The organism is Chondrinema litorale (assembly GCF_026250525.1).
Classification (GTDB): Bacteria; Bacteroidota; Bacteroidia; order Cytophagales; family Flammeovirgaceae; genus Chondrinema; species Chondrinema litorale.
Window position 1 is genome coordinate 268,840 of record NZ_CP111044.1, and the last position, 20,816, is coordinate 289,655.

At 35.5% G+C, this 20,816-nt stretch carries 12 protein-coding genes; 11 read left to right on the forward strand and 1 reads right to left on the reverse strand.

All coding sequences use genetic code 11. The features are described from left to right. Positions 1–109: 109 nt before the first annotated feature. The gene (locus OQ292_RS21415; protein WP_284686472.1) at positions 110–1,486 is read right to left on the reverse strand and encodes an alpha-L-fucosidase; all 1,377 of its coding nucleotides are present in this window, start codon (positions 1,484–1,486) and stop codon (positions 110–112) included. Between the two features lie 548 nt (positions 1,487–2,034). Here OQ292_RS21415 and OQ292_RS21420 point away from each other — a divergent pair. The 11 genes from OQ292_RS21420 to OQ292_RS21470 all read left to right on the forward strand — a co-directional run bounded on the left by OQ292_RS21420 (position 2,035) and on the right by OQ292_RS21470 (position 20,382). Further along, positions 2,035–2,709 (forward strand): basic secretory protein-like protein, encoded by a 675-nt coding sequence (locus OQ292_RS21420; RefSeq protein ID WP_284686473.1) that lies wholly within the window; start codon positions 2,035–2,037, stop codon positions 2,707–2,709. Positions 2,710–3,226: 517 nt separating this feature from the next. Beyond that, entirely contained in the window at positions 3,227–3,805 is a 579-nt protein-coding gene (locus OQ292_RS21425; protein ID WP_284686474.1) for an RNA polymerase sigma-70 factor, read from the forward strand. 209 nt (positions 3,806–4,014) lie between these two features. Beyond that, a complete protein-coding gene (locus OQ292_RS21430; RefSeq protein WP_284686475.1) occupies positions 4,015–5,085 on the forward strand; it encodes a FecR family protein in 1,071 nt (356 codons plus the stop codon). Between the two features lie 229 nt (positions 5,086–5,314). Beyond that, the gene (locus tag OQ292_RS21435) at positions 5,315–8,746 is read left to right on the forward strand and encodes a TonB-dependent receptor (protein WP_284686476.1); all 3,432 of its coding nucleotides are present in this window, start codon (positions 5,315–5,317) and stop codon (positions 8,744–8,746) included. Positions 8,747–8,758: 12 nt separating this feature from the next. Continuing rightward, complete coding sequence (locus OQ292_RS21440; protein ID WP_284686477.1) at positions 8,759–10,573, forward strand: RagB/SusD family nutrient uptake outer membrane protein; 1,815 nt, start codon at positions 8,759–8,761, stop codon at positions 10,571–10,573. A 91-nt stretch (positions 10,574–10,664) separates the two neighbouring features. Next, positions 10,665–13,307: a T9SS type B sorting domain-containing protein gene (locus OQ292_RS21445; protein WP_284686478.1), complete on the forward strand. Its 2,643-nt coding sequence runs from the start codon at positions 10,665–10,667 to the stop codon at positions 13,305–13,307. Positions 13,308–13,330: 23 nt separating this feature from the next. Further along, positions 13,331–14,257 carry a PorP/SprF family type IX secretion system membrane protein gene (locus tag OQ292_RS21450; RefSeq protein ID WP_284686479.1) on the forward strand — a complete coding sequence of 309 codons (927 nt, stop codon included), beginning with the start codon at positions 13,331–13,333 and terminating at the stop codon, positions 14,255–14,257. Positions 14,258–14,425: 168 nt separating this feature from the next. Then, a complete protein-coding gene (locus OQ292_RS21455) occupies positions 14,426–15,358 on the forward strand; it encodes a hypothetical protein (protein ID WP_284686480.1) in 933 nt (310 codons plus the stop codon). Positions 15,359–15,449: 91 nt separating this feature from the next. Next, entirely contained in the window at positions 15,450–16,139 is a 690-nt protein-coding gene (locus OQ292_RS21460; RefSeq protein ID WP_284686481.1) for a basic secretory protein-like protein, read from the forward strand. Between the two features lie 145 nt (positions 16,140–16,284). Further along, positions 16,285–18,573, forward strand: a complete 2,289-nt coding sequence (locus tag OQ292_RS21465) for a GH92 family glycosyl hydrolase (protein WP_284686482.1) — start codon at positions 16,285–16,287, stop codon at positions 18,571–18,573. Between the two features lie 237 nt (positions 18,574–18,810). Further along, a complete protein-coding gene (locus OQ292_RS21470) occupies positions 18,811–20,382 on the forward strand; it encodes a glycoside hydrolase family 43 protein (protein WP_284686483.1) in 1,572 nt (523 codons plus the stop codon). Positions 20,383–20,816 lie beyond the last annotated feature (434 nt).

The window sequence follows — 20,816 nt, forward strand, 5'->3', positions numbered from 1 at the left end:
GTTTTATTCAGGTAGCAGAATCGTGTGAGGAATGTGTATAATGTTATATAGGTTTCGGGGAAATTGATAGAATAAAAAACGTGAGGAGTTAAACTCCCCACGTACAGAGTTAGTCTTTTAAGAATACTTCAATTACAGGAATTTCAATTTCAGGTTTTGTAACTGGTAATTTTAGGTTAATGTCATTTTCGCCAAATGATTGTTTTACCAACCAGTGGCTATATGGCTCTGTGATTTTTATTTCTGAAGCATCGTGTAAAAACTGTGCATACTTGATTTTGTCTTTGTAGTCTTTTAATAAGAAGTTCTCCAAAGGATAATCTAGTAAATGGATGTATAATCTATTGTTTTTAGGATTGTATGTCAAAATGGTGTTTGGTGGAGCAACAAATCCTTCTGGTGCTTGCGTACATTCGTAGATCGATCTGCTATTAAATTTCATCCATTCGCCCATTGCATTTAAGGCTTGGTCTACACGTGGATCAAACTTTCCTCTACCAGTTGGGCCAACGTTTAACAATACGTTACCGCCTTTGCTAACAGATTCAATTAACAAGGTAAGTAATTGTCTGGTGTTTTTCCAAGTATATTCGTCTCTGTAATATCCCCAAGAGCCTGAAAATGTCTGGCAAGTTTCCCAAGGAACTCTTTTGCCATTATACTCAATCCACTTATCTGCTTTAAACTGCTCCGGTGTAGTAAAATCCCAACCTCCAGCATAGTCTTTAAGGTCTGCACGATCATTAACAATAATTTCTGGTTGTAATTCGCGAACCATTTTCATTAATTCTACAGAACCCCAGTCGTCTCTAAATTTTCCGTGTGGGTTAGGGAAAGAATAATCTAACCACAATAGATCGATTTTGCCATAACTAGTAAGAATCTCTTTCACCTGATTTTTCAAATACTCGCGGTAAATATTCATATCGCGGTCTTTGTTCAGTTTTTTATAATCGGCTTCATCCTCAGGACTTAGTGGATGGTTTCTATCTATAGCATATTCCGGATGGTGCCAGTCTAACAAAGAATAATAGAATCCGATTTTTAAACCTTCTTTTCTAAATGCATCCACCCATTCTTGAATCGCATCTTTACCATAAGGAGTATTGGTGATTTTGTAATCTGTGTACTCCGAGTCGAAGAGGGTAAAACCTTCGTGGTGTTTGGTGGTAATTACTGCATATTTCATCCCTGCTTCTTTTGCCTTTCTAGCCCATTCGCTTGGATCGTACAAGTCAGGATTAAAAATTTCGAAATACTTTTTGTAATCTTCAACAGTAATTTTTTCTTTTCGCATCACCCACTCATGTCTAGCTGGTTGTGAATAGAGTCCCCAGTGGATGAACATGCCAAAACGTGCGTCGGTCCACCATTGCATACGTTCTGTTTTTTGTGCTTCTGTTTCATCCCAGATTTTTTTTTCTTGCCCTAAAGAAATAAAGCTTTGAAAAATGATTAGTTGTAGTAGTAAAAGCGTTTTATTCATGTTTTTTATTTAAATAATACAATCAAATGTACTGACAGATCATAGCAATTCAAAGCCAAAGTGGTGTTGTGCTTTGGAGGCATAATGAATTAAAAAGTGGGTTTAAAGAGCAGTAACTAACATTTGGTAGCTTACAGAAGTAGCGATTGTAATAGGGCTTTAATGATTATTTGGGAGTTTTTTTGAGCTTACAAAGCTACTGAGGGTTCACAAGTCTAATTTTATATTTTTGTATTATCAAATGAATATTAAAGATACTCCATATTATTGATGAGATATTTTGCAATTAAAAAAATCTACTTCAAAACTTATAAAATAATTTTCCTTTGTACCTTTCAAGAAAATTGATTTCTTTTGGGTAGAATTTCTACCTGTTGCCTCAATAAGTTTAGTATTGCTCCAAATATTATTAAGCTATAAATTATTAGCTCTGTTTCTTTAAAACAGTGATTTTCGGCATGTCAAAAAAATACTAATAAAGAAATTTGTCATTTTGACTGTATCACTCAATATACAATCAATCTGAAATAAAGTAGAAAGAAATTTTCATGAATAAATTTATAATTAGTTTATTATCAATACTTTGCATAGGTATTATTTCTTCGAAGTCTTATGCTCAGACTCAAGAAGTTTATGCAAAAAAGGGATATACGCTTGTTTTTATAAATCAAGACCCTGATTTCGATCTTGAATTACAAGAAAGAATGGTGAAAACATTCTTTGACTTATATCCAAAACTATCTAGCCGCTATAATAAAGAAGCTGTAAAAGAAGTGCTTTTTATAGTTGACACAGCCTACACAGGAGTTGCTGAAACTTGGGAAGGAAAAGTAAAATATAGTTCACATTGGCTTAGAATTCATCCTGAAGATATCGATGTGGTAACCCACGAAATCATGCATATTGTTCAGAACTATCCTTACAGGCCAGAATTATGGTGGGTAACAGAAGGTATTGCCGATTTTATAAGGTTTAAATATGGGGTAGATAACACAGGATCTGGTTGGGCTATGCCTTATTATAGAACTGAGCAAAGCTATAAAAATGGGTATAGAGTTACGGCCAGGTTTTTTGTTTGGATCGAAAAACAGTATCCCGGATTTATCGAATATTTAGACATTATTATGCGAAATGATGAGTACAATGAAAAAATTTGGGTATTCCTTACCGGAAAAACAGTAGATCAACTTTGGGAAATTTATAGTGAAAATCCAGTAATATAGAGGGGTTAATGGAATTTGATTTTAGCAATAAATAATTGTACTTTATTAATTTAATGGTGATTCTAATTTAAAGCCATAAGTTTAAAAAAGTATATGTTTTAAGATTTAAAAATTAAGATTATTTATTTACTGAGTTTATGAAAAATATTAGTTCAACTGTAGAAGTTGTGTCTTTCATACCTCCAAATAGCATTTTTTTGCTTTTATAGAATTGAAATGACTGAAAATTTATGCTAATCCTAACTTAATTCAAAAGAACTTATAATTGAGTATTATATGCTCTTTAATTTATCTATTGAGGCTTAAAAAGGAAGCCCGAAATATATAATTCAATTAGGATTATTTTGTGATGGTTTTTGGGATTTGTGTTAGTTGTAAGCAAAAAAATAGAGCGTGAAATATAAAGAAATTGCTCTATTTAAAGGCTAGAGCCACATTAAAGCTTCATTGTAAATTTAACATGAAGATTTTATTAAATGTTTTTTTTCTATAGCTTTATTGGCAAAAAGAGACATTAATGAACTACAGTTTACTAGCAGATGAGGAGTTAGTGAATCTATTAATTCGAAAAGAAGATAAGCTAGCTTTTAGGGAGATTTACACTCGATACTGGAAAAGTATCTTCTTGCATGCCTATCGTAAAACTAACAGTAAAGAAATTGCTGAAGAGCTAACTCAAAACTTGTTTCTTAGTCTTTGGGAAAGAAGAAAAGAGATAAAAGTGAGGTCTATTCATCAGTGGTTGTTTTCTGCTATTAAATACGGTGTAATTAATCATTATAAGTCTCAAATTGTTCACGAGAAGTATGTAGAGTATGAAAAAGGTCTACTAAACGAAAGTAATTCTTCTACAGAGCAAATTACTGCCTACCGCGAATTATCACAGGTTATTGAAAAGGGAATAAGCCTACTTCCAGCCAAAACACAAATGGTTTTTAAAATGAGCCGTATAGAAAACCGCCCTATTAAAGAAATTGCCAAAGATTTAAATATCTCTGAAAAAGCGGTGGAATATCACATAACCCAATCTTTAAAAATTATGCGGGTGCATTTAAAAGATTACCTACTGGTTATTGCAATCCTGTTTCTAATATAATTCTGTGTTTTAAACTTGCTGATTAGATTAGTTAAATGTGCATTTATTTAGCTTGTAAAAAGCTGTAAATGGCATTTTTAAGAAAAAAATATCAAAATAATTTAATTGATTATCAGCCTGTTACGAATTAATTTAAAAAAAGTTCAAATTCTTTTTAGGGTAGTAGCCGACTTAGTTTACTTTATTATTGAGGTGCGAAAATTTTATTTATGAGTAGAGATACTTTTTATAGCTTATTGAAAAAATATCAGGAAGGAAATTGTTCTGAAGAGGAAAAGCAAGTAGTAGAAGAATGGTACACATTATTAGAAGATGAAAATGAATTAAAACAAATAGATGAACTCGAATTAACTGAGATTGATGAACGCCTATGGGGTTTCCTTAATTCTAAAATTAACATCGAGCAAAATACAGTTAAACCTATTAAAAAGGGGAGGTCTATATGGCCAAAACTGAGTATAGCTGCTTCAGTTACAATCTTATTAGTGGGTGCTCTATTCTTCTTCTTAAAAGTTCCGGCTGACGAGCCTAAATTTTTAACAGAAGAAAAAACAGAAATACAGGAAACAGTTTTAGTAAAAGTGAATAATACCGAAAACCCTGTATTAGTAAGTCTGAGTGATAAGAGCACAGTAACTTTGCAACCCGGAGCTAAACTTACTTATCCGAACGAGTTTGCAACTAACAAAAGAGAAGTGCAATTAGAAGGTGTCGCACTTTTCGATATACAAAAGAATCCAGAAAAGCCTTTCTTGGTTTATAGCAACCACCTAATTACCAAAGTTTTGGGTACGAGTTTTATCGTTAGAACAAATGGTGAAAATCAGAAGTCTGAAGTGGAGGTTTTAACAGGCAAAGTGCTTGTAACCAAGAATGTGAAAAAATCAATTATACAAAACATCATTAAAGAGAAACAAGAAGTTTTTCTTACTCCCAACCAGCGGGCTATTTATAATTTTAATACCAATAAACTCGAATCTTCAATTGTGGTAAATCCATTGCCACTAACCAGCAACACTAAAAAACAGGACCAACAACTTAGTTTTATTTACGAAGAAGCTAAGCTTCAAAAGATTTTTAATGAAATAGAATCGACATATGGAATTAAAATCGAACCTAGTGATAAAGGCATACTTAATTGTACCTTTACAGGTGACTTGAGTGATCAAGATATGTATACCATGTTGGCGTTTGTTTGTGAGTCTATTGGGGTTTCCTATCAAGTTATAGATACAACCATCTTAATAAAAGGGGCAGCATGCAGTCCCGAAAATCAATAAATATTTACTAACTATTCATTTTTTTCAAGTCTAACATTACTTAACAATATGGAAAAGAAGCTTTACGAAAACTGAGATGTCATTCATTAAAACCAAATAGCTGAAAACTATTGGTAACTACCCATAAAAAAAGTAAGCTGACAATGCCCCACATTGCCAGCCTAAAAAACTACTTTTTATGGTAGTGTTTTGTCCATAACCTTATAATTAGAACAAAGCGATCAAATATATGAAAAAAAATTGGCTTGTTGCTTTAATTAAGACAACAATGAAGATAGCGATTGTACAAACTTTTGTGGCTTTAACTTTTACCTGCATGGCAATGACAGATTATGCAGAGGCCCAAGAAATGGATCAAGAAATTTCAATCTCAGTAGAAGAGATGAAAATTCGTAGTGTTTTAGGTAAAATACAGAAGGCAGCAAAGATAAAATTTGTTTATAGCCCGAGTATTATACCGGTAAACGAGAAAATATCTGTTGATTTTTCGAATGAAAAATTAGGGGATGCTTTATCAGAAATTCTAAAACCTTATGAGGTAAATTATAAAGTAATGAATAATCGTATCTTACTTTATAAAGAAAACAAGGATTTTTCTGAGCTTGATAACAACGTACATCATGGGTCAAATGCTGAGCGATGGATAGCTGAAGTTATTTCTGGTATTGTTAAAAGTACTACAGGAGAACCATTACCCGGTGTAAGTATCGTAATTGAAGGAACCACCATCGGAACTATTACAGACATGAATGGTAACTTTAAACTGAATATACCCACCGAGCATACCAATGGTGTTCTTTTGTTTTCTTTTGTGGGATACAAAACCAAAGAAGTTCCTATAACTAATCAAAATGACTTAGCTGTAACTTTAGAAGAAGACATAACTGCGCTAGACGAAATTGTGGTTGTTGGTTTTGGAGAGCAAAGAAAGGTAAGTTTAGTTGGTGCACAATCAACCGTAAAGGTAAAGGACATTAAAACTTCTGCGGCTAACCTAAGTACAGTATTAGCTGGTAGAGTTTCTGGTGTTGTTGCTGTACAAAGATCTGGTAAGCCAGGTTATGATAATGCAGATATCTGGATTAGAGGTATTTCTACTTTCTCTTCTAGTAGTCGGGCACCTTTGGTTTTGGTAGATGGAGTTGCCAGATCATTAAATAACATCGACCCACAAGATGTAGAGTCTTTTACAATTTTAAAAGATGCTTCTGCAACTGCTGTATATGGTGTAAGAGGTGCTAATGGTGTAATTATCGTAAAAACAAAAGGAGGTGAGCAAGGTAAACCAAAGGTGAGTTTTGACTACAACCAAGGTGTAACAACTTTTACTCAGGTGCCTGAATTAGTTGATGGACCTACTTATATGAAGCTTGCGAATGAGGCGCTAACTACTAGAGGACAAGCTGCAAGATTTTCTGATGAGGCTATAGAAAAAACCATTAGTGGAGAAGACCCATACTTATATCCGAATGTAAATTGGATGGATGAAGTATTTAACAAATGGGGTAATAACAAGAGAGCAAACCTAAATGTGAGTGGTGGTTCAGAAAATGCGAGATATTATGTTTCTTTAGGTTATTATGATGAAACTGGTTTCTTTGTTACTGATGATTTATCTCAATACAATTCAGAAATTAAATTTTCTAGATATAACATCACTACGAATTTAAACCTCGATGTTACCAGTACAACCAATGTAGAATTAGGTATTCAAGGTTACTTGTCTGATGGTAATTATCCGGGTGTTTCTGATGGTGATATTTTTACGAGTGCCATGCAAGTGCCACCAGTTGAATATCCAGTGATGTATCCGGGTGGATATGTTCCGGGTAGAAACCCAAATGGTGATTTTAGAAACCCTTATGGAGATGCAACACAAAGAGGTTACGAGACTGATTCTAGAAACCAATTGTATTCAAATGTTAGAGTAACTCAAAAGTTAGATAAAATTACAGAAGGTTTATCTGTAACTGGTATGTTTGCTTTTGATGCTTACAACGAGCATAAAATTAACAGATCAAAAAGAGTAGATACTTATATTGTTGATCCTAACGATCCACGCAATTTAGATGGTACACTTAACCTATTATTAACTTACACAGGTCAAAACTACTTAGGTTATTCTAGAGAAAATGGAGGTGACAGAAGCATCTATATTGAATCATCAGTAAACTATAATAGAACTTTCGAAAAGCACAGAGTTAGTGGATTGCTTTTGTATAATCAAACTGATAAATCAAATGCTTTTGCTGGAGACTTTACTTCATCTATTCCAGAAAGAAACAGAGGTTTAGCAGGTAGAGGAACTTACTCTTACGACGACAGATACTTCTTAGAAATAAACGTTGGTTACAATGGTTCAGAAAACTTTGCCCCAAGTAAACGTTATGGTTTCTTCCCAGCATTGGGTTTTGGTTGGGTATTATCTAATGAGCAATTCTTTGAGCCATTAACAGATGTAATTCAGTTTTTTAAAATTAGATATACAGACGGATTAGTTGGTTCTGGTGCAGGTGGTAGACGTTTTGGGTATTTAACCTTCTTAAATGATGGTGGCGACAATGCACCCGGATATACTTTTGGCACTAACAGAAGAGGATATAGCGGTATAAACGTACAAGATTATGCTGTAGATGTAACTTGGGCAGAAGCTAGAAAACAAGACTTAGGTATTGAGATTAACACTTTTAGAGATAGACTTTCATTAATCGTAGACATCTTTAAAGAAAGAAGAGAAGGCATCTTCTTGCAAAGAGGAGCTGTACCAAACTTTGTAGGTTTAACAAACGACCCTTGGGGTAACTTAGGAATTGTTGAAAACAAAGGTATAGATGGTACCATGCAGTTTCAGACTGAAATCGGCAAGGTGTTATTCCAAGTGCAAGGTAACTTTACCTACACGCGCGATAAAGTAATAGAAAACGACCAACCAGAGCAATTGTATGAATGGCAAGAAAGAAGGGGTACAAACCTCTTAGCGAGATACGGATACGTGGCAGAAGGTTTATTTGCTAGCCAAGATGAGATCGATAACAGTGCGACTCAATTCGGAACTGTTATGCCGGGAGATATCAAATACAAAGATTTAAATGAAGATGGTGTAATTGATGCATTTGACCAAACTAAAATTGGTCGTGGAGATGTACCTTCATTGTTATATGGTTTTTCTCTTGGTGCTAGCTACAAAGGTTTCGATGTGAGTGCTTTCTTCCAAGGCCAATCTGATGCAGATGTGTTGCTAGGTGGATATGGAATTATGCCTTTTAATGGAGATGGTGGAACTGGTAACTTACACACAGTTGCACTAGACAGATGGACAGAAGAAAACCCAGACCCAAATGCTTTCTATCCTAGATTAGCTTATGGTTCAGCTATGAATAATAACAACACACAGCCGAGCTCTTGGTGGGTAAAAGATGTAGATTTCATCAGGCTAAAAACAGCAGAAATTGGCTATACGCTTCCTGAGCACTTAACAGATAGGGTTGGAATTAGAACTATGAGGTTTTATTTAAGAGGATTTAACTTATTGACTTTCACCAACTTTAAGCTGTGGGATCCTGAGTTAACACTACCAGTTAATAATAGTGTACCTTATAGTAATGGTGCTAGATATCCTAATATTTCAATCTATTCACTAGGTGTAAATATTCAATTTTAAACTACACGACAAATGAAAAATATAACCAAGATATATATCACAATTTTATTCTTGTTTCTTAGCTTTTCTTGTCAGGAAGGTTTTTTGGATCAAGTACCAGATGACAGACTAGGGTTAGAAGAAACATTCTCTCATAGAAATACACTAGAAAGGTTTTTAGCTAATATTTACTCTCAAATTCCAGATGAGGCTGGCCAAAGATTTGTAGCATCAAGTAATGCTGGCCCTTGGACAGGTGGATCAGATGAGGCAGAATTTGTTTGGGGTTTTGTTACTAGTAACAATATGAATATTGGTGCTTGGGATGCAACTTCAGGTTTTGTAAGTGCTTTCTGGTCTAATTACTACAGAGGTATTCGTTCTGCTGGAGATTTTTTAGAAAATGCAGATAAATGTGTGGATTGTGGAGATGCTTTAATTACACAATACAAAGCAGAAGCTAGAGCTTTAAGAGCAATATATTATTACTATTTAATGAGAATGTACGGCCCTATAGTAATTATGGGTGACGAAAACATCTCACCAGATGCACAATTCGAAGATGTGCAATTACCAAGAAGTTCGATGGAAGATTGTGTGGCGTATATTGCTGCTCAATTAGATCAGGCATCAGAAAATCTTCCTATCGTACCATCTAACAACGATAGTTACGGAAGAATTACCAAAGGTTTTGCACAAGCAATAAAAGCAGAAGCTTTATTATTATCAGCGAGTCCATTGTTTAATGGTAATACAGATTATGCTGATATGGTAAATAATGATGGTAAACAGCTAATTAGCCAGACATACGAGGTAAGCAAATGGAGAGCGGCAGCTGATGCTTACAAAGCTTTTATTGATGAATTTGTACCATCAGTTTATGAATTATACAGAGAAAACGATGCTGATGGTAATTTCTCTCCTTATTTATCATGTAGAGATGTAATGCTGCAAGACTGGAATTCGGAAATCATTTTTGCGAGAGTAGCAGCGGGTATTTCAAGCAGACAATACGAACTTACTCCATTCCACTCAGGTAGCTCAAGTGAAGTAAGAGGTAGTGGTGGTTTAGGCGCAACTCAAAACATGGTGGATGCCTATTTTACTTCAAATGGTAGATCAATTGACGATCCTGCTTCTGGTTATCAAGAAAGCGGTTTTGTAACATATCAAACTCCATACGATAATCAACCAAGAGAAATCTACGCACAATGGGCAAACAGAGAACCTAGATTTTATGTAGGTATCACATTCGATGGCAGTACTTGGTTAAACACCAATACAGGAGTAGTTGTAACCGAAACTCATTACACTGGTAATTCTGGTAGAGCAGTAGGAGGAAACGATTACTCGCCAACAGGATATATCGTGAGAAAAGGCATGGCTTTATCAGATTGGAGAAATGGTAGCAGAAGTTTGGTGTTACTCCGACTAGCTAATATCTATCTAGGATATGCAGAAGCACTCAATGAGGCCGATCCGGGTAATCCAGATATTTTAAATTACTTGAACTTAATCAGAGAAAGAGCTGGTGTTCCAGAATATGGAACCAACGAATTGCCAGCACCATCTACTCAAGAAGCAATGCGTGAGGCAATTCACAAAGAGAGAAGAGTAGAGTTAGCTTTTGAAAATGTGAGATATTTCGATACCAGAAGATGGAAAGTGGCAGAAACTACTGACAATGGACCAATCTATGGTTTGGATATCAATGCACAAGAAGTTGAAGACTTCTATAATAGAGTTTCTTTCGAAGATAGAACTTTCAACAAAAGACACTATTTATTCCCAATACCGCAGGATGAGGTGAACACAGATAAGGAGCTCATTCAAAATACAGGTTGGTAATGTAAAATCTTACCCTCTTTGGTAAAATCTCTACCAAAGAGGGCAAGCAAGTATTAGAATTAGTTTGAACAAAAACTATAACAGACTTAATATGCCAAAAATATTATTCAATAATAGATTAATTAAAATGGCGGTATTTGTTTTACTATGCTTTTCATATGTAAAAAGTACTGCTCAGGATATTACTGCACTCGGAGGTTTATTAACCACTGAGTATGAGAATGATAATGAGAGCGAGAATTCACCTAAAGTTATAGATGGAAACATCAATACTAAATTCCTTCTATTCAACTTTACTTCTTTGTGGATGCAGTTTCAGCTAAACGAACCGGCTGTAGTCGATTTATATACGCTTACTTCTGCAAATGATGCTGCCGATAGAGATCCAAAAAACTGGGAGTTTCTAGCTTCTAGCGATGGCGAAAATTGGGTAACACTCGATGAGAAAAAAGCACAAGCATTCTCTGAAAGACTTCAGACACAAAGCTATACGATAGAAAATACCACTGCTTATGAGTATTACAGAATTAATATTTCAGCGAACAATGGAGGTAGTCTTTTCCAATTAGCTGAGTGGCGTTTGTACAAAGGTTTACCACCAGAAAAAGCACCTTCTGATCTTGCAGGTATTGCTACTTCAGGTACTGAGATTGTTTTAAGTTGGGTGGATGAAATTGGCAACGAAACCAGTTTTGAATTAGAAAAATCTGAAAATGGGGTTGATTATTCTCTCTTAGAAACACTTCCTGCGAACAAGACTTATTTTATCGATAATGATGTCGCTTTATCATCAGAATACCACTACAGAATTAAAGCAATTAACGATTTCGGTATCTCTGAATATTCAAATGATTTGAGCATTTCTACTTTGGATTACACAGGTGCTTTTAACGATCTTACCAATGATGGTGGAAGCATTTCAGTTCAATACGAAAATGATGCAAATCCAGCAGAAATTTCTGCAATGATCATCGACAACGATTACAATACAAAGTATCTTCTTAATCAAGGATTGACTCCGGCAGCTTATTGGATTCAGTACGATAAAGGGTCTGATGTAGAAGAGATCGTAACAAAATATACAATTACTTCTGCAAATGATGCACCTTCTAGAGATCCAAAAAACTGGACATTCGAAGGTTCTAATAATGGAACAGATTGGACTATTTTAGATACCAGAGTAAATGCAAGTTTTGCGAATAGATACGAGACTAAAACCTTTGCAATCGAAAATACAGCGGTTTATTCAATTTATAGATTAAATGTTACTGAAAACAATGGAAGTACAGGAATTGCCGGTCAGATAGGAGAGTTGGAGATTTGGGGTATTCCTAAAAATGCGCCTGCAATTCCATCGAACCTAGCAGCAGAAGTACTTTCACAATCAGAGATTACTTTAACTTGGGAAGACAATTCTACTACAGAATCTGGCTTTGAAATCGAGCGTTCATTAGATAATGTAACTTTTGATAGTGTGGCAACAGTTGATGCAGACTTAACAAGCTTTACTGATACTGAATTAACTCCAGTTACTACTTATTACTATAGAATTAATTCTATCAGCGATGATGGGCGCTCACTTTACTCAAACACCGCTTCTGGCACAACTACTGAAGATACCAGTCTTCCACCAGCTCCAAGTAGCTTAGAAGCAGTAGCAAGCTCAGAGTCTGAAATCGCGCTTACTTGGGTAGATGAGTCTGACGATGAGTTAAATTTCTTGCTAGAGCGCTCTGTTGATGGAATTGACTATGTAGTTATCCAAACGATTGATTCTAATGCAACCAGTTATTTGGATACTGCACTTATCAAAGCCACACATTATTATTACCGAATGAAAGCAGTGAATGAATTTGGTGCTTCTAACGATTATTCAGAAGTAGCTTCCGATACTACTTTTGGTGTAAATATGGTGCCTTCTTTTGCTACAATCGAAGATCAAGTAATCTGTGATCCAACAAGTACTTATGCTTTAGATATCAATACTGTATCAGCAGGAGAAGGAGAGTCTAATCAGATTGTAACATTGAGAGCAACGACTGATAACCCAGACTTTTTCCAATTGCTAACTGTATCTCAACCTATCGATGGTGTATCAACCATTAATTATAAATCTAAAGACGAAGCAACAGGAACAGCAACAATCACCATTACAGCAACAGACAATGGTGGTACTTTAAATGAGGGCACAGATACTTATACGCAGTCTTTTGTGATGAATGTTAGCGAGATTGAAATTACTATAAGTTCTAGTGATGAGATGCCAATTCCGAGAGGAGATATTATTCAGTTAACAGCAACTGGTGGAGTTTCTTACGAGTGGCAAGAAGGACCGGGCATTTTGAGTGGAGAAACCAGCGATGTATTAACTATCCAACCTACTCAAGACTATGTGTATTCTGTAATTGCTACTACGGCAGATGGTTGTAGTGTACTAAGCGAAATTGCTGTAAAAATGGATGGTACATATCAATTAGCTCCAAGTAATATCATGACGCCAAACGGAGACGGCAAGAACGATACTTGGGTAATTTGGAATATCAATACTTATCCGGGAAATGTGGTAACAGTGTATGACCTTTCTGGTAGAGAAGTTTTCAGCCAGATGGAATATGCGAACGACTGGGATGGCACTTCCAATGGAAGCACATTAGCAGCTGGTGTTTATTACTACACCATCGAGTTGGGTAGAGGAATTCCAGAAGTGAATGGCACCATTACTATAATCAAATAATTCATATTAAGATTTTGATACAGATGAATATTCAAAAATATAAAGTAAGAATTTTTGGCATAGCATTCATTGGGCTTTGTTTTGTTTTGCTAAACAGCCAAAAAAGTTTCGCGCAGTTGTATCCATTGGGTTCTTCTCTTTACCAAAATAACTATCTGACCAATCCGGCAGAAGTTGGTTCAGACAATAAGCTTTTGGTTAACTTGGCTTACAGACAACAGGCTACAGCAATTTCTAGTGGGCAAATCAGCCAGTCTGCTACGGTGGGTTATAGTTTGGGAGAAAAAGTTGGTTTAGGTGTAAATATTTTAAGAGAAGAAATCGGTCTTTTTAATGCAACTAAAGCAGTAGCAACTTATGCATACCACTTGCCATTAAACCAAAATGGAAGAAGTTTGAGCTTCGGTTTGTCTTTAGGAATCATCGATCAGCAAATCAATACTTCAGACATCAGTGGTAGTATAGACGATCCATTGGTGGCAGCATTTAACGATCAAGGAATCTATGTGGATGGAGATTTTGGTATCACTTTTACCGAAAACAACTTCAAACTTCAAGGGTCTGTGCTTAACCTACGATCTAGAATAGAAGGTGAAGAAGGAGAATTTTACAGCTTTATGAAATCGACCATTTTCGCAGCAGCTAGTTACAAGTTCAATTTTGCTGAAAGTACAAGCGGTATTAGTCTAGAACCAAAACTTTGCTACCGCAACGTAGAAGGTTTCGACGATATAATTGATGGTGGTGTAAATCTTGGTCTTTTAGAAGATAAATTTAATGTTTTTGGCATGTATCACAGCTCGCAAAATACCACTTTGGGAATTGGAGCTACCATTAAATCAATCTTAAAAATAAATGCGATGTATACTACCGAAACTAAAGATTTGAGTGGTTATGCAGGCAGCAATTTTGAAATCGGGATGCAACTAGCATTAGGAGTTTCAAAATAAAAATACTCATTGTGACATACATAATTTAGATGCGAGAAGTGTTCGGGTTAAAATACTCAGTATCAATGCCTAGAAACTGAGTATTCATCCCGGATACAACCTTAACCAGTAGCAACTCTATCTATAGGGGAGAATTTTATTCTCTCCTATAATTTCTGAAAATATTCAATGAAAATACTCAAATCAATTACAGCGATTCTTCTCCTCATGCTCATCTCTTTTACAGCATGTGATTCTACAGAAGATATTGAAGATGAAATCATTAATCCAGAACCTGACGAAGAAACTGATCCTCCCGGTTCTCCTCCCAAAACTTGGACTGAAATATGGCTAGACCACCGATTAGAATTAGAGCGAGTTTATTTCGATGAGCATGTAGCAGTTTATTATGATAAAGATGTGCCTACTTCTGTTACTTGGCCTCACGAGTTTATGAGCGATGTATGGCAATATGTAAAAACTGTTTATGGTAACTTTGGTGCTGAAAATAGACTCTATGTGGTTTGCCATGGTGGCACATACAATGGAGGCAGAACAGGTAATATTTTTGATGAAGCCACAGGTTATAGAAGCCTCTCAGATGTGACTTCTGGCGATTGGGAAACCATTTCCGATTGGAATATTGATGCGCACGTGCATGAAGTGGGTCATGTGGTAGAAGGTTCTTCTCATGGTGTACACGAGTCACCAGCTTTTGATATTTGGAAAGACAGCAAGTGGGCAGAAATTTTTCAGTATGATGTTTACAAGGGTTTAGGCAGAGAAGAAGATGCAGAAAGAATCTATAATTTATACATCAACGGGAAAGATGATTTCCCAAGAGCAAACACTTATTGGTTTAAAGACTGGTTTTATCCTATTTATGAAAATTATGGTGAGAGTGCCGTCTTGAATAATTTTTTCGAATTGCTTTCTAAATACTTTCCAAAAAATGGTCAATCTTATGCAAGAAGAATGAACATGGGCGAATTTGTTCATTTCTGGAGTGGTGCAGCAGGCAAAAACCTTAAAGGCTTGGCAACCGATGCTTTTGGTTGGTCAGACGAAACAGATAAAGAGTTTCTACAAGCTCAAAAAGACTTTTATCAGATAAGCTATTAATACAGAATAAAATTTTAAATACAGCAATTTACTATTATTTACCTATCGCAATTTTCGGTTTTAACAAACAATTTTAAACTAGTGAATTAACATGCAGAAAAAATCTATTTTCTATTTTCCAGCTATTATCTTGTTATTGAGTTCTTTCATTTATTTAAACTCTCAGTTGCAAGAAGAACCAGAAGTAATTCAAAGAAAGGGCTATACGCTAAAGATTATTAATCAGGATGCGAATTTTAATCCTGCATTAAAAGAGAGAATGGTGGAGACCTTTTTTTACATTTATCCGACCTTGGCTAAAAATTACAATAGAAACTCTACCAACGAAGTAACATTTTTTATCGATACTACTTACAATGGAGTGGCAGAAGCAGGAGGGGGAAGAGTGAGATACAACCCAAAATGGTTTGTTAAGCAACCGGGAGATATCGATGTGGTTACGCACGAAGTAATGCATATCGTACAGAACTATCCCAATGGTGCTGGACCTTGGTGGGTAACAGAAGGCATTGCCGATTACGTGAGATATACTTATGGTGTAGATAACGAAGGTGCTGGCTGGACATTAACCGAGTTTAATAACAATCAGAAATACGACAATGGCTATAGAATTACAGCTCGCTTTTTTGTTTGGATTGAGAGCAAAGTAAAACCGGGTGTAGTAAAAGCACTTGACCATGCCATGAGAACCAAAACATATACAAAAGATATCTGGAAAGAAGAGACTGGCAAAACTATCGACGAACTTTGGGAAATGTATGCTCAAGACCCCAGTATTTAGTCTTCATTTATAAATTGAATAGACACAAATTAAGATTCAATTGAGGAATCTATGAGGTTTATAAGGTAAGCCAAATCGATTTATCTATATTTGAGTCATTAAAAATTTTCTGAGACTATACATATCATTGACCTACTAATTAATTATGAAGCAACTGCTTATTATTTTAATTTTATTGCAAACATTTACAGTGTTTGCCCAAAATGAAGACCTTATAAAATATGCTAATCCATTAATTGGAACACATAAAATGGGCCATACATATCCGGGAGCCACGGTGCCTTTTGGTATGGTACAATTAAGCCCAGAAACCGATACATTACCTTATGAGGTAAATGGCAGATATAATCCTTCGGTTTATAAATATTGTGCAGGTTATCAGTATGACGATCCTACCATAGTTGGATTTGCTCACACACATTTTAGTGGTACTGGTCACTCTGATTTAGGGGATTTCTTAGTGATGCCAACTGTTGGTGAACTACAAATGAATCCAGGAACAGAAGATGATCCTAAAAGTGGATTCCGTTCGGCTTTTTCTCATGATAATGAGCATGCAGAGCCAAACTACTATCAGGTAATGTTAGAAGACGACCAGATCAACGCTGAATTAACAACAAGCAACCGAGTTGGTTTCCATCAATATACTTTCCCAAAATCATCTGATGCGCACATTATTTTAGATATGATGTATGGCATTTACAACTACGATGATAAAAACGTGTGGACATTTATTAGGGTAGAGAATGACACAATGGTAACAGGTTTCCGCCAAACGCATGGTTGGGCGAGAACGCGCACCATGTATTTTGCCATGACATTCTCTAAACCTTTTAAGCAATACGGAACTAGCGATTATTCTAAAAAACAAGTTTATAAAGGTTTTTGGAGAAAGTTTGACCAAGCAAACAACTTCCCAGATATTGCTGGTGAGCAAATAAGAATGCACTTCGATTTTGATACTGAAGAAGGTGAGAAAATTAAAATCAAATTTGCACTTTCACCAGTAAGTACAGCGAATGCAGTTGAAAACTTGAATACGGAGATTCCTCACTGGGATTTTGAAAAGGCAAAAAAAGATGGGCAGCAACTGTGGCAAAAAGAGTTTGAAAAGATCAATGTAACTACTGGTAGTGAAGAAGAAATGGTGAATTTCTATACAGCCATGTACCATACTTTCTTAGGACCAACTACATATATGGATGTAAATGGTCAGTATAAAGGTTTAGATCAAAATGTGCATCAAGCAGATGGTTTTACGAATTATACTACCTTTTCGCTTTGGGATACTTACAGAGCCCTGCATCCATTCTTCAATGTGATTCAACCAACTCGAAATGCCGATATGGTGCAATCGATGTTGGCACATTACGACCAGAGTGTTCATAAAATGTTGCCTGTTTGGTCGCATCATGCCAATGAAAACTGGTGTATGATTGGCTACCACAGTGTTTCAGTAATTGCAGATGCAGTGATGAAAGACAATATCGATTTTGATGCTAACAAAGCATTAGATGCATGTGTGGCTACAGCCAACTATAGAAAATACGATGGAATCGGCTATTATTTAGATATGGGTTATGTGCCAGAAGATAAAAACAGTTCTTCGGTTTCTAAAACTTTAGAATATGCATACGATGATTTTTGTATCGCTCAAATGGCTAAAAAGTTAGGTAGAGATGATGTTTATAAAGAATTTAGCAAGCGGGCAGAAAACTGGAAAAATGTATACGATGCTTCTATCGGTTACATGAGACCTAAATTAAGTGATGGTACTTTCAGAAAAGATTTCGACTTACTAAGCACACACGGACAAGGTTATATTGAAGGTAATGCTTGGAATTACAGCTTGTATGTACCACAAGACCCTGCAACTATGATCGAGATGATGGGAGGTAAAAAACAATTTGTAAAACACCTCGATTCACTTTTCACGATGGACTTGCCAGATGAGTTCTTTGCCCATACAGAAGATATTACCAGAGAAGGAATTATCGGAAACTATGTGCATGGTAATGAGCCAGCTCACCACGCTGCATATTTATATAACTGGACAGATCAACCTTGGAAAACTCAAGATAAAATCAGAATGATCTTAAAGAAACAGTATCAGGCAGCACCAGACGGTTTAGGTGGAAATGACGATTGCGGTCAAATGAGCGCTTGGTATATTTTCAGTTCATTAGGTTTCTATCCAGTTGCTCCGGGTTCAGACCAGTATGCATTTGGTAGTCCTGCGATTAAAACTGCTACACTTCACTTAGAGAATGGTAAAACCTTCGAAATTGAAGCAGTTAACCAAAGTGATAAGAATGTGTATGTGAAGAAAATAGAGCTGAACGGAAAGGCAATTGATAGAAGATACCTTACGCATTCAGAGATTACTAATGGTGGAAAACTGACATTTTATATGAGTTCAAGACCAAAGAAATAATTGATTGAATGCAAAGCTATTTTGCATTCATCGAGAAAGAACCAATACATTCAGTTAAATGTATAAAAGGGTTGGGGTTTTTACCTCAGCCTTTTTTCATTTTAAAAAAACACCGAAAGAAGTATAGAATAAAGGAATTGTAACATCATCTTACTATCATATATCATCCAGATAAATATATTTGCCTTTGTATGTAATTAATTTGATCGCATCGAGAGATACAAAAGTAAATTTGATATGAAACTAATTTTTTCAGGAGTATTCCTGCTATTCTTTTTAATACAATTCAACTCCTTTTCTCAATCTAGTAAAGCCACCAATCCGATCATTTTTGCAGATGTGCCTGACCTCTCTATGGTTCGGGTAGGTGATACTTATTACATGAGTAGCACTACCATGCATATGAGTCCCGGTGTACCTATCATGAAATCTAAAGATTTAGTGAATTGGGAAATTGTAAACTATGCTTACGATATACTAGAAGATGTTGATGAACTTAATCTGGAAAATGGTAAAAGCGATTACGGTAATGGCTCGTGGGCGAGTTGCATCCGCTTCCACAATGAAACTTTTTATGTTTCTACCTTTTCAGGTACCACAGGTAAGACTTACATCTATTCAACCCAAGACATTGAAAAGGGACCTTGGAAAAAGATTTCTTTCGAACCATCTTACCACGACCACAACTTCTTTTTCGATGATGATGGGCGCAACTACCTTATTTGGGGAAATGGAAAGTTAATGATTGCAGAATTAAAAGATGATTTAACAGGAGTGAAAGCTGGAACTGAGAAAGTATTAATCGAAAATGCCAGTGCACCAGCAGGTAACAATATTGGCTTGGGTGCAGAAGGATCTCAGTTATTTAAAGTAAATGGTAAGTATTATTTATTTGATATTACTTGGCCAAAAGGTGGTATGCGAACAGTAGTAATCCATCGAGCTGATAAAATTACTGGACCATACGAAGGCAGAGTTGGTTTACAAGATAAAGGTGTAGCACAAGGGGGGTTAATCGACACGCCAGATGGAAAATGGTTTGCCTATTTATTTAGAGATTTTGGTGCAGTGGGTCGTATACCTTATTGGGTTCCAGTAACTTGGGAAGATGGTTGGCCGGTTTTAGGTGTTAATGGAAAAGTACCAGAAATATTAAATTTACCAGCGAGCAAAGGTGTAATTCCTTATATTGTAAACTCTGATGATTTTAAGCGCAAGAAGAAAGAGACTGATTTGCCTTTGGTTTGGCAGTGGAATCATAATCCTGTAAATGAACTTTGGTCAGTTCGAGAAAGAAAAGGTTATTTGAAATTGACAACAGGCAGGGTAGATTCACACTTTTTAGAAGCCAGAAACTCGTTGACCCAAAGAACTTTTGGTCCACAATGCTCGGGATCTACTGCTATTGATGTTTCAAATATGAAAGATGGTGATATTGCGGGTTTGGGATTATTACAGAAAAAGTATGGTTTAGTGGGAGTGAAGATTGAAAATGGAGAAAAGAAATTGGTAATGATAAACGCTCAAAACGATACACCTGAAGAAATTGAAAGCTTGCCGATCGATCAAGAAACTGTCTATTTAAAAGTTGAATGTGATTTTGAGGAGAAGAAAGATGTAGCAGATTTTTATTACAGCTTTGATGGAACAAATTGGAAAAAAATAGGCAATCAACTGCGTATGGTTTATACATTACCACATTTTATGGGTTATCGTTTTGCTCTGTTTAACTATGCCACCAAAAATGCTGGCGGTTATGTCGATTTCGATTATTTCCATATCAAAAACCAACTCACTCAGAATAAATAGAAATTGTACGCTTAAACATAATCGAAAGCCATCAATCACTACTTTTCACAAGCATACATATGTTGAAGGTAAGGATATGATGGCTTTTTATCTTTTGATTAATTTTTGAATTAAAATTTTATTTAGCTACCTCATTCCATCAAATTCATCAGAAGCTGAGAGAGGCACATCTAAAAAAAATAAACAAGTTCTTATAAATAGAATCTCTTCAAAATAATCTTTTGTATTAAAAAAATACAATCGTATCTGTAATTGTGAGTAATTTCTCTACTATCAATTATAATTTTTTACTTAGTCTATATTATTTATTTCTTGTGTCGTTATGCTTTATATTTTTTCACATAACAAGGCAAACACAACATGAGATAGTAATATTTTTTAAGATAACAACTCTCATAATGTTACCCACTTAATAAAAGAATGATAATACCTTA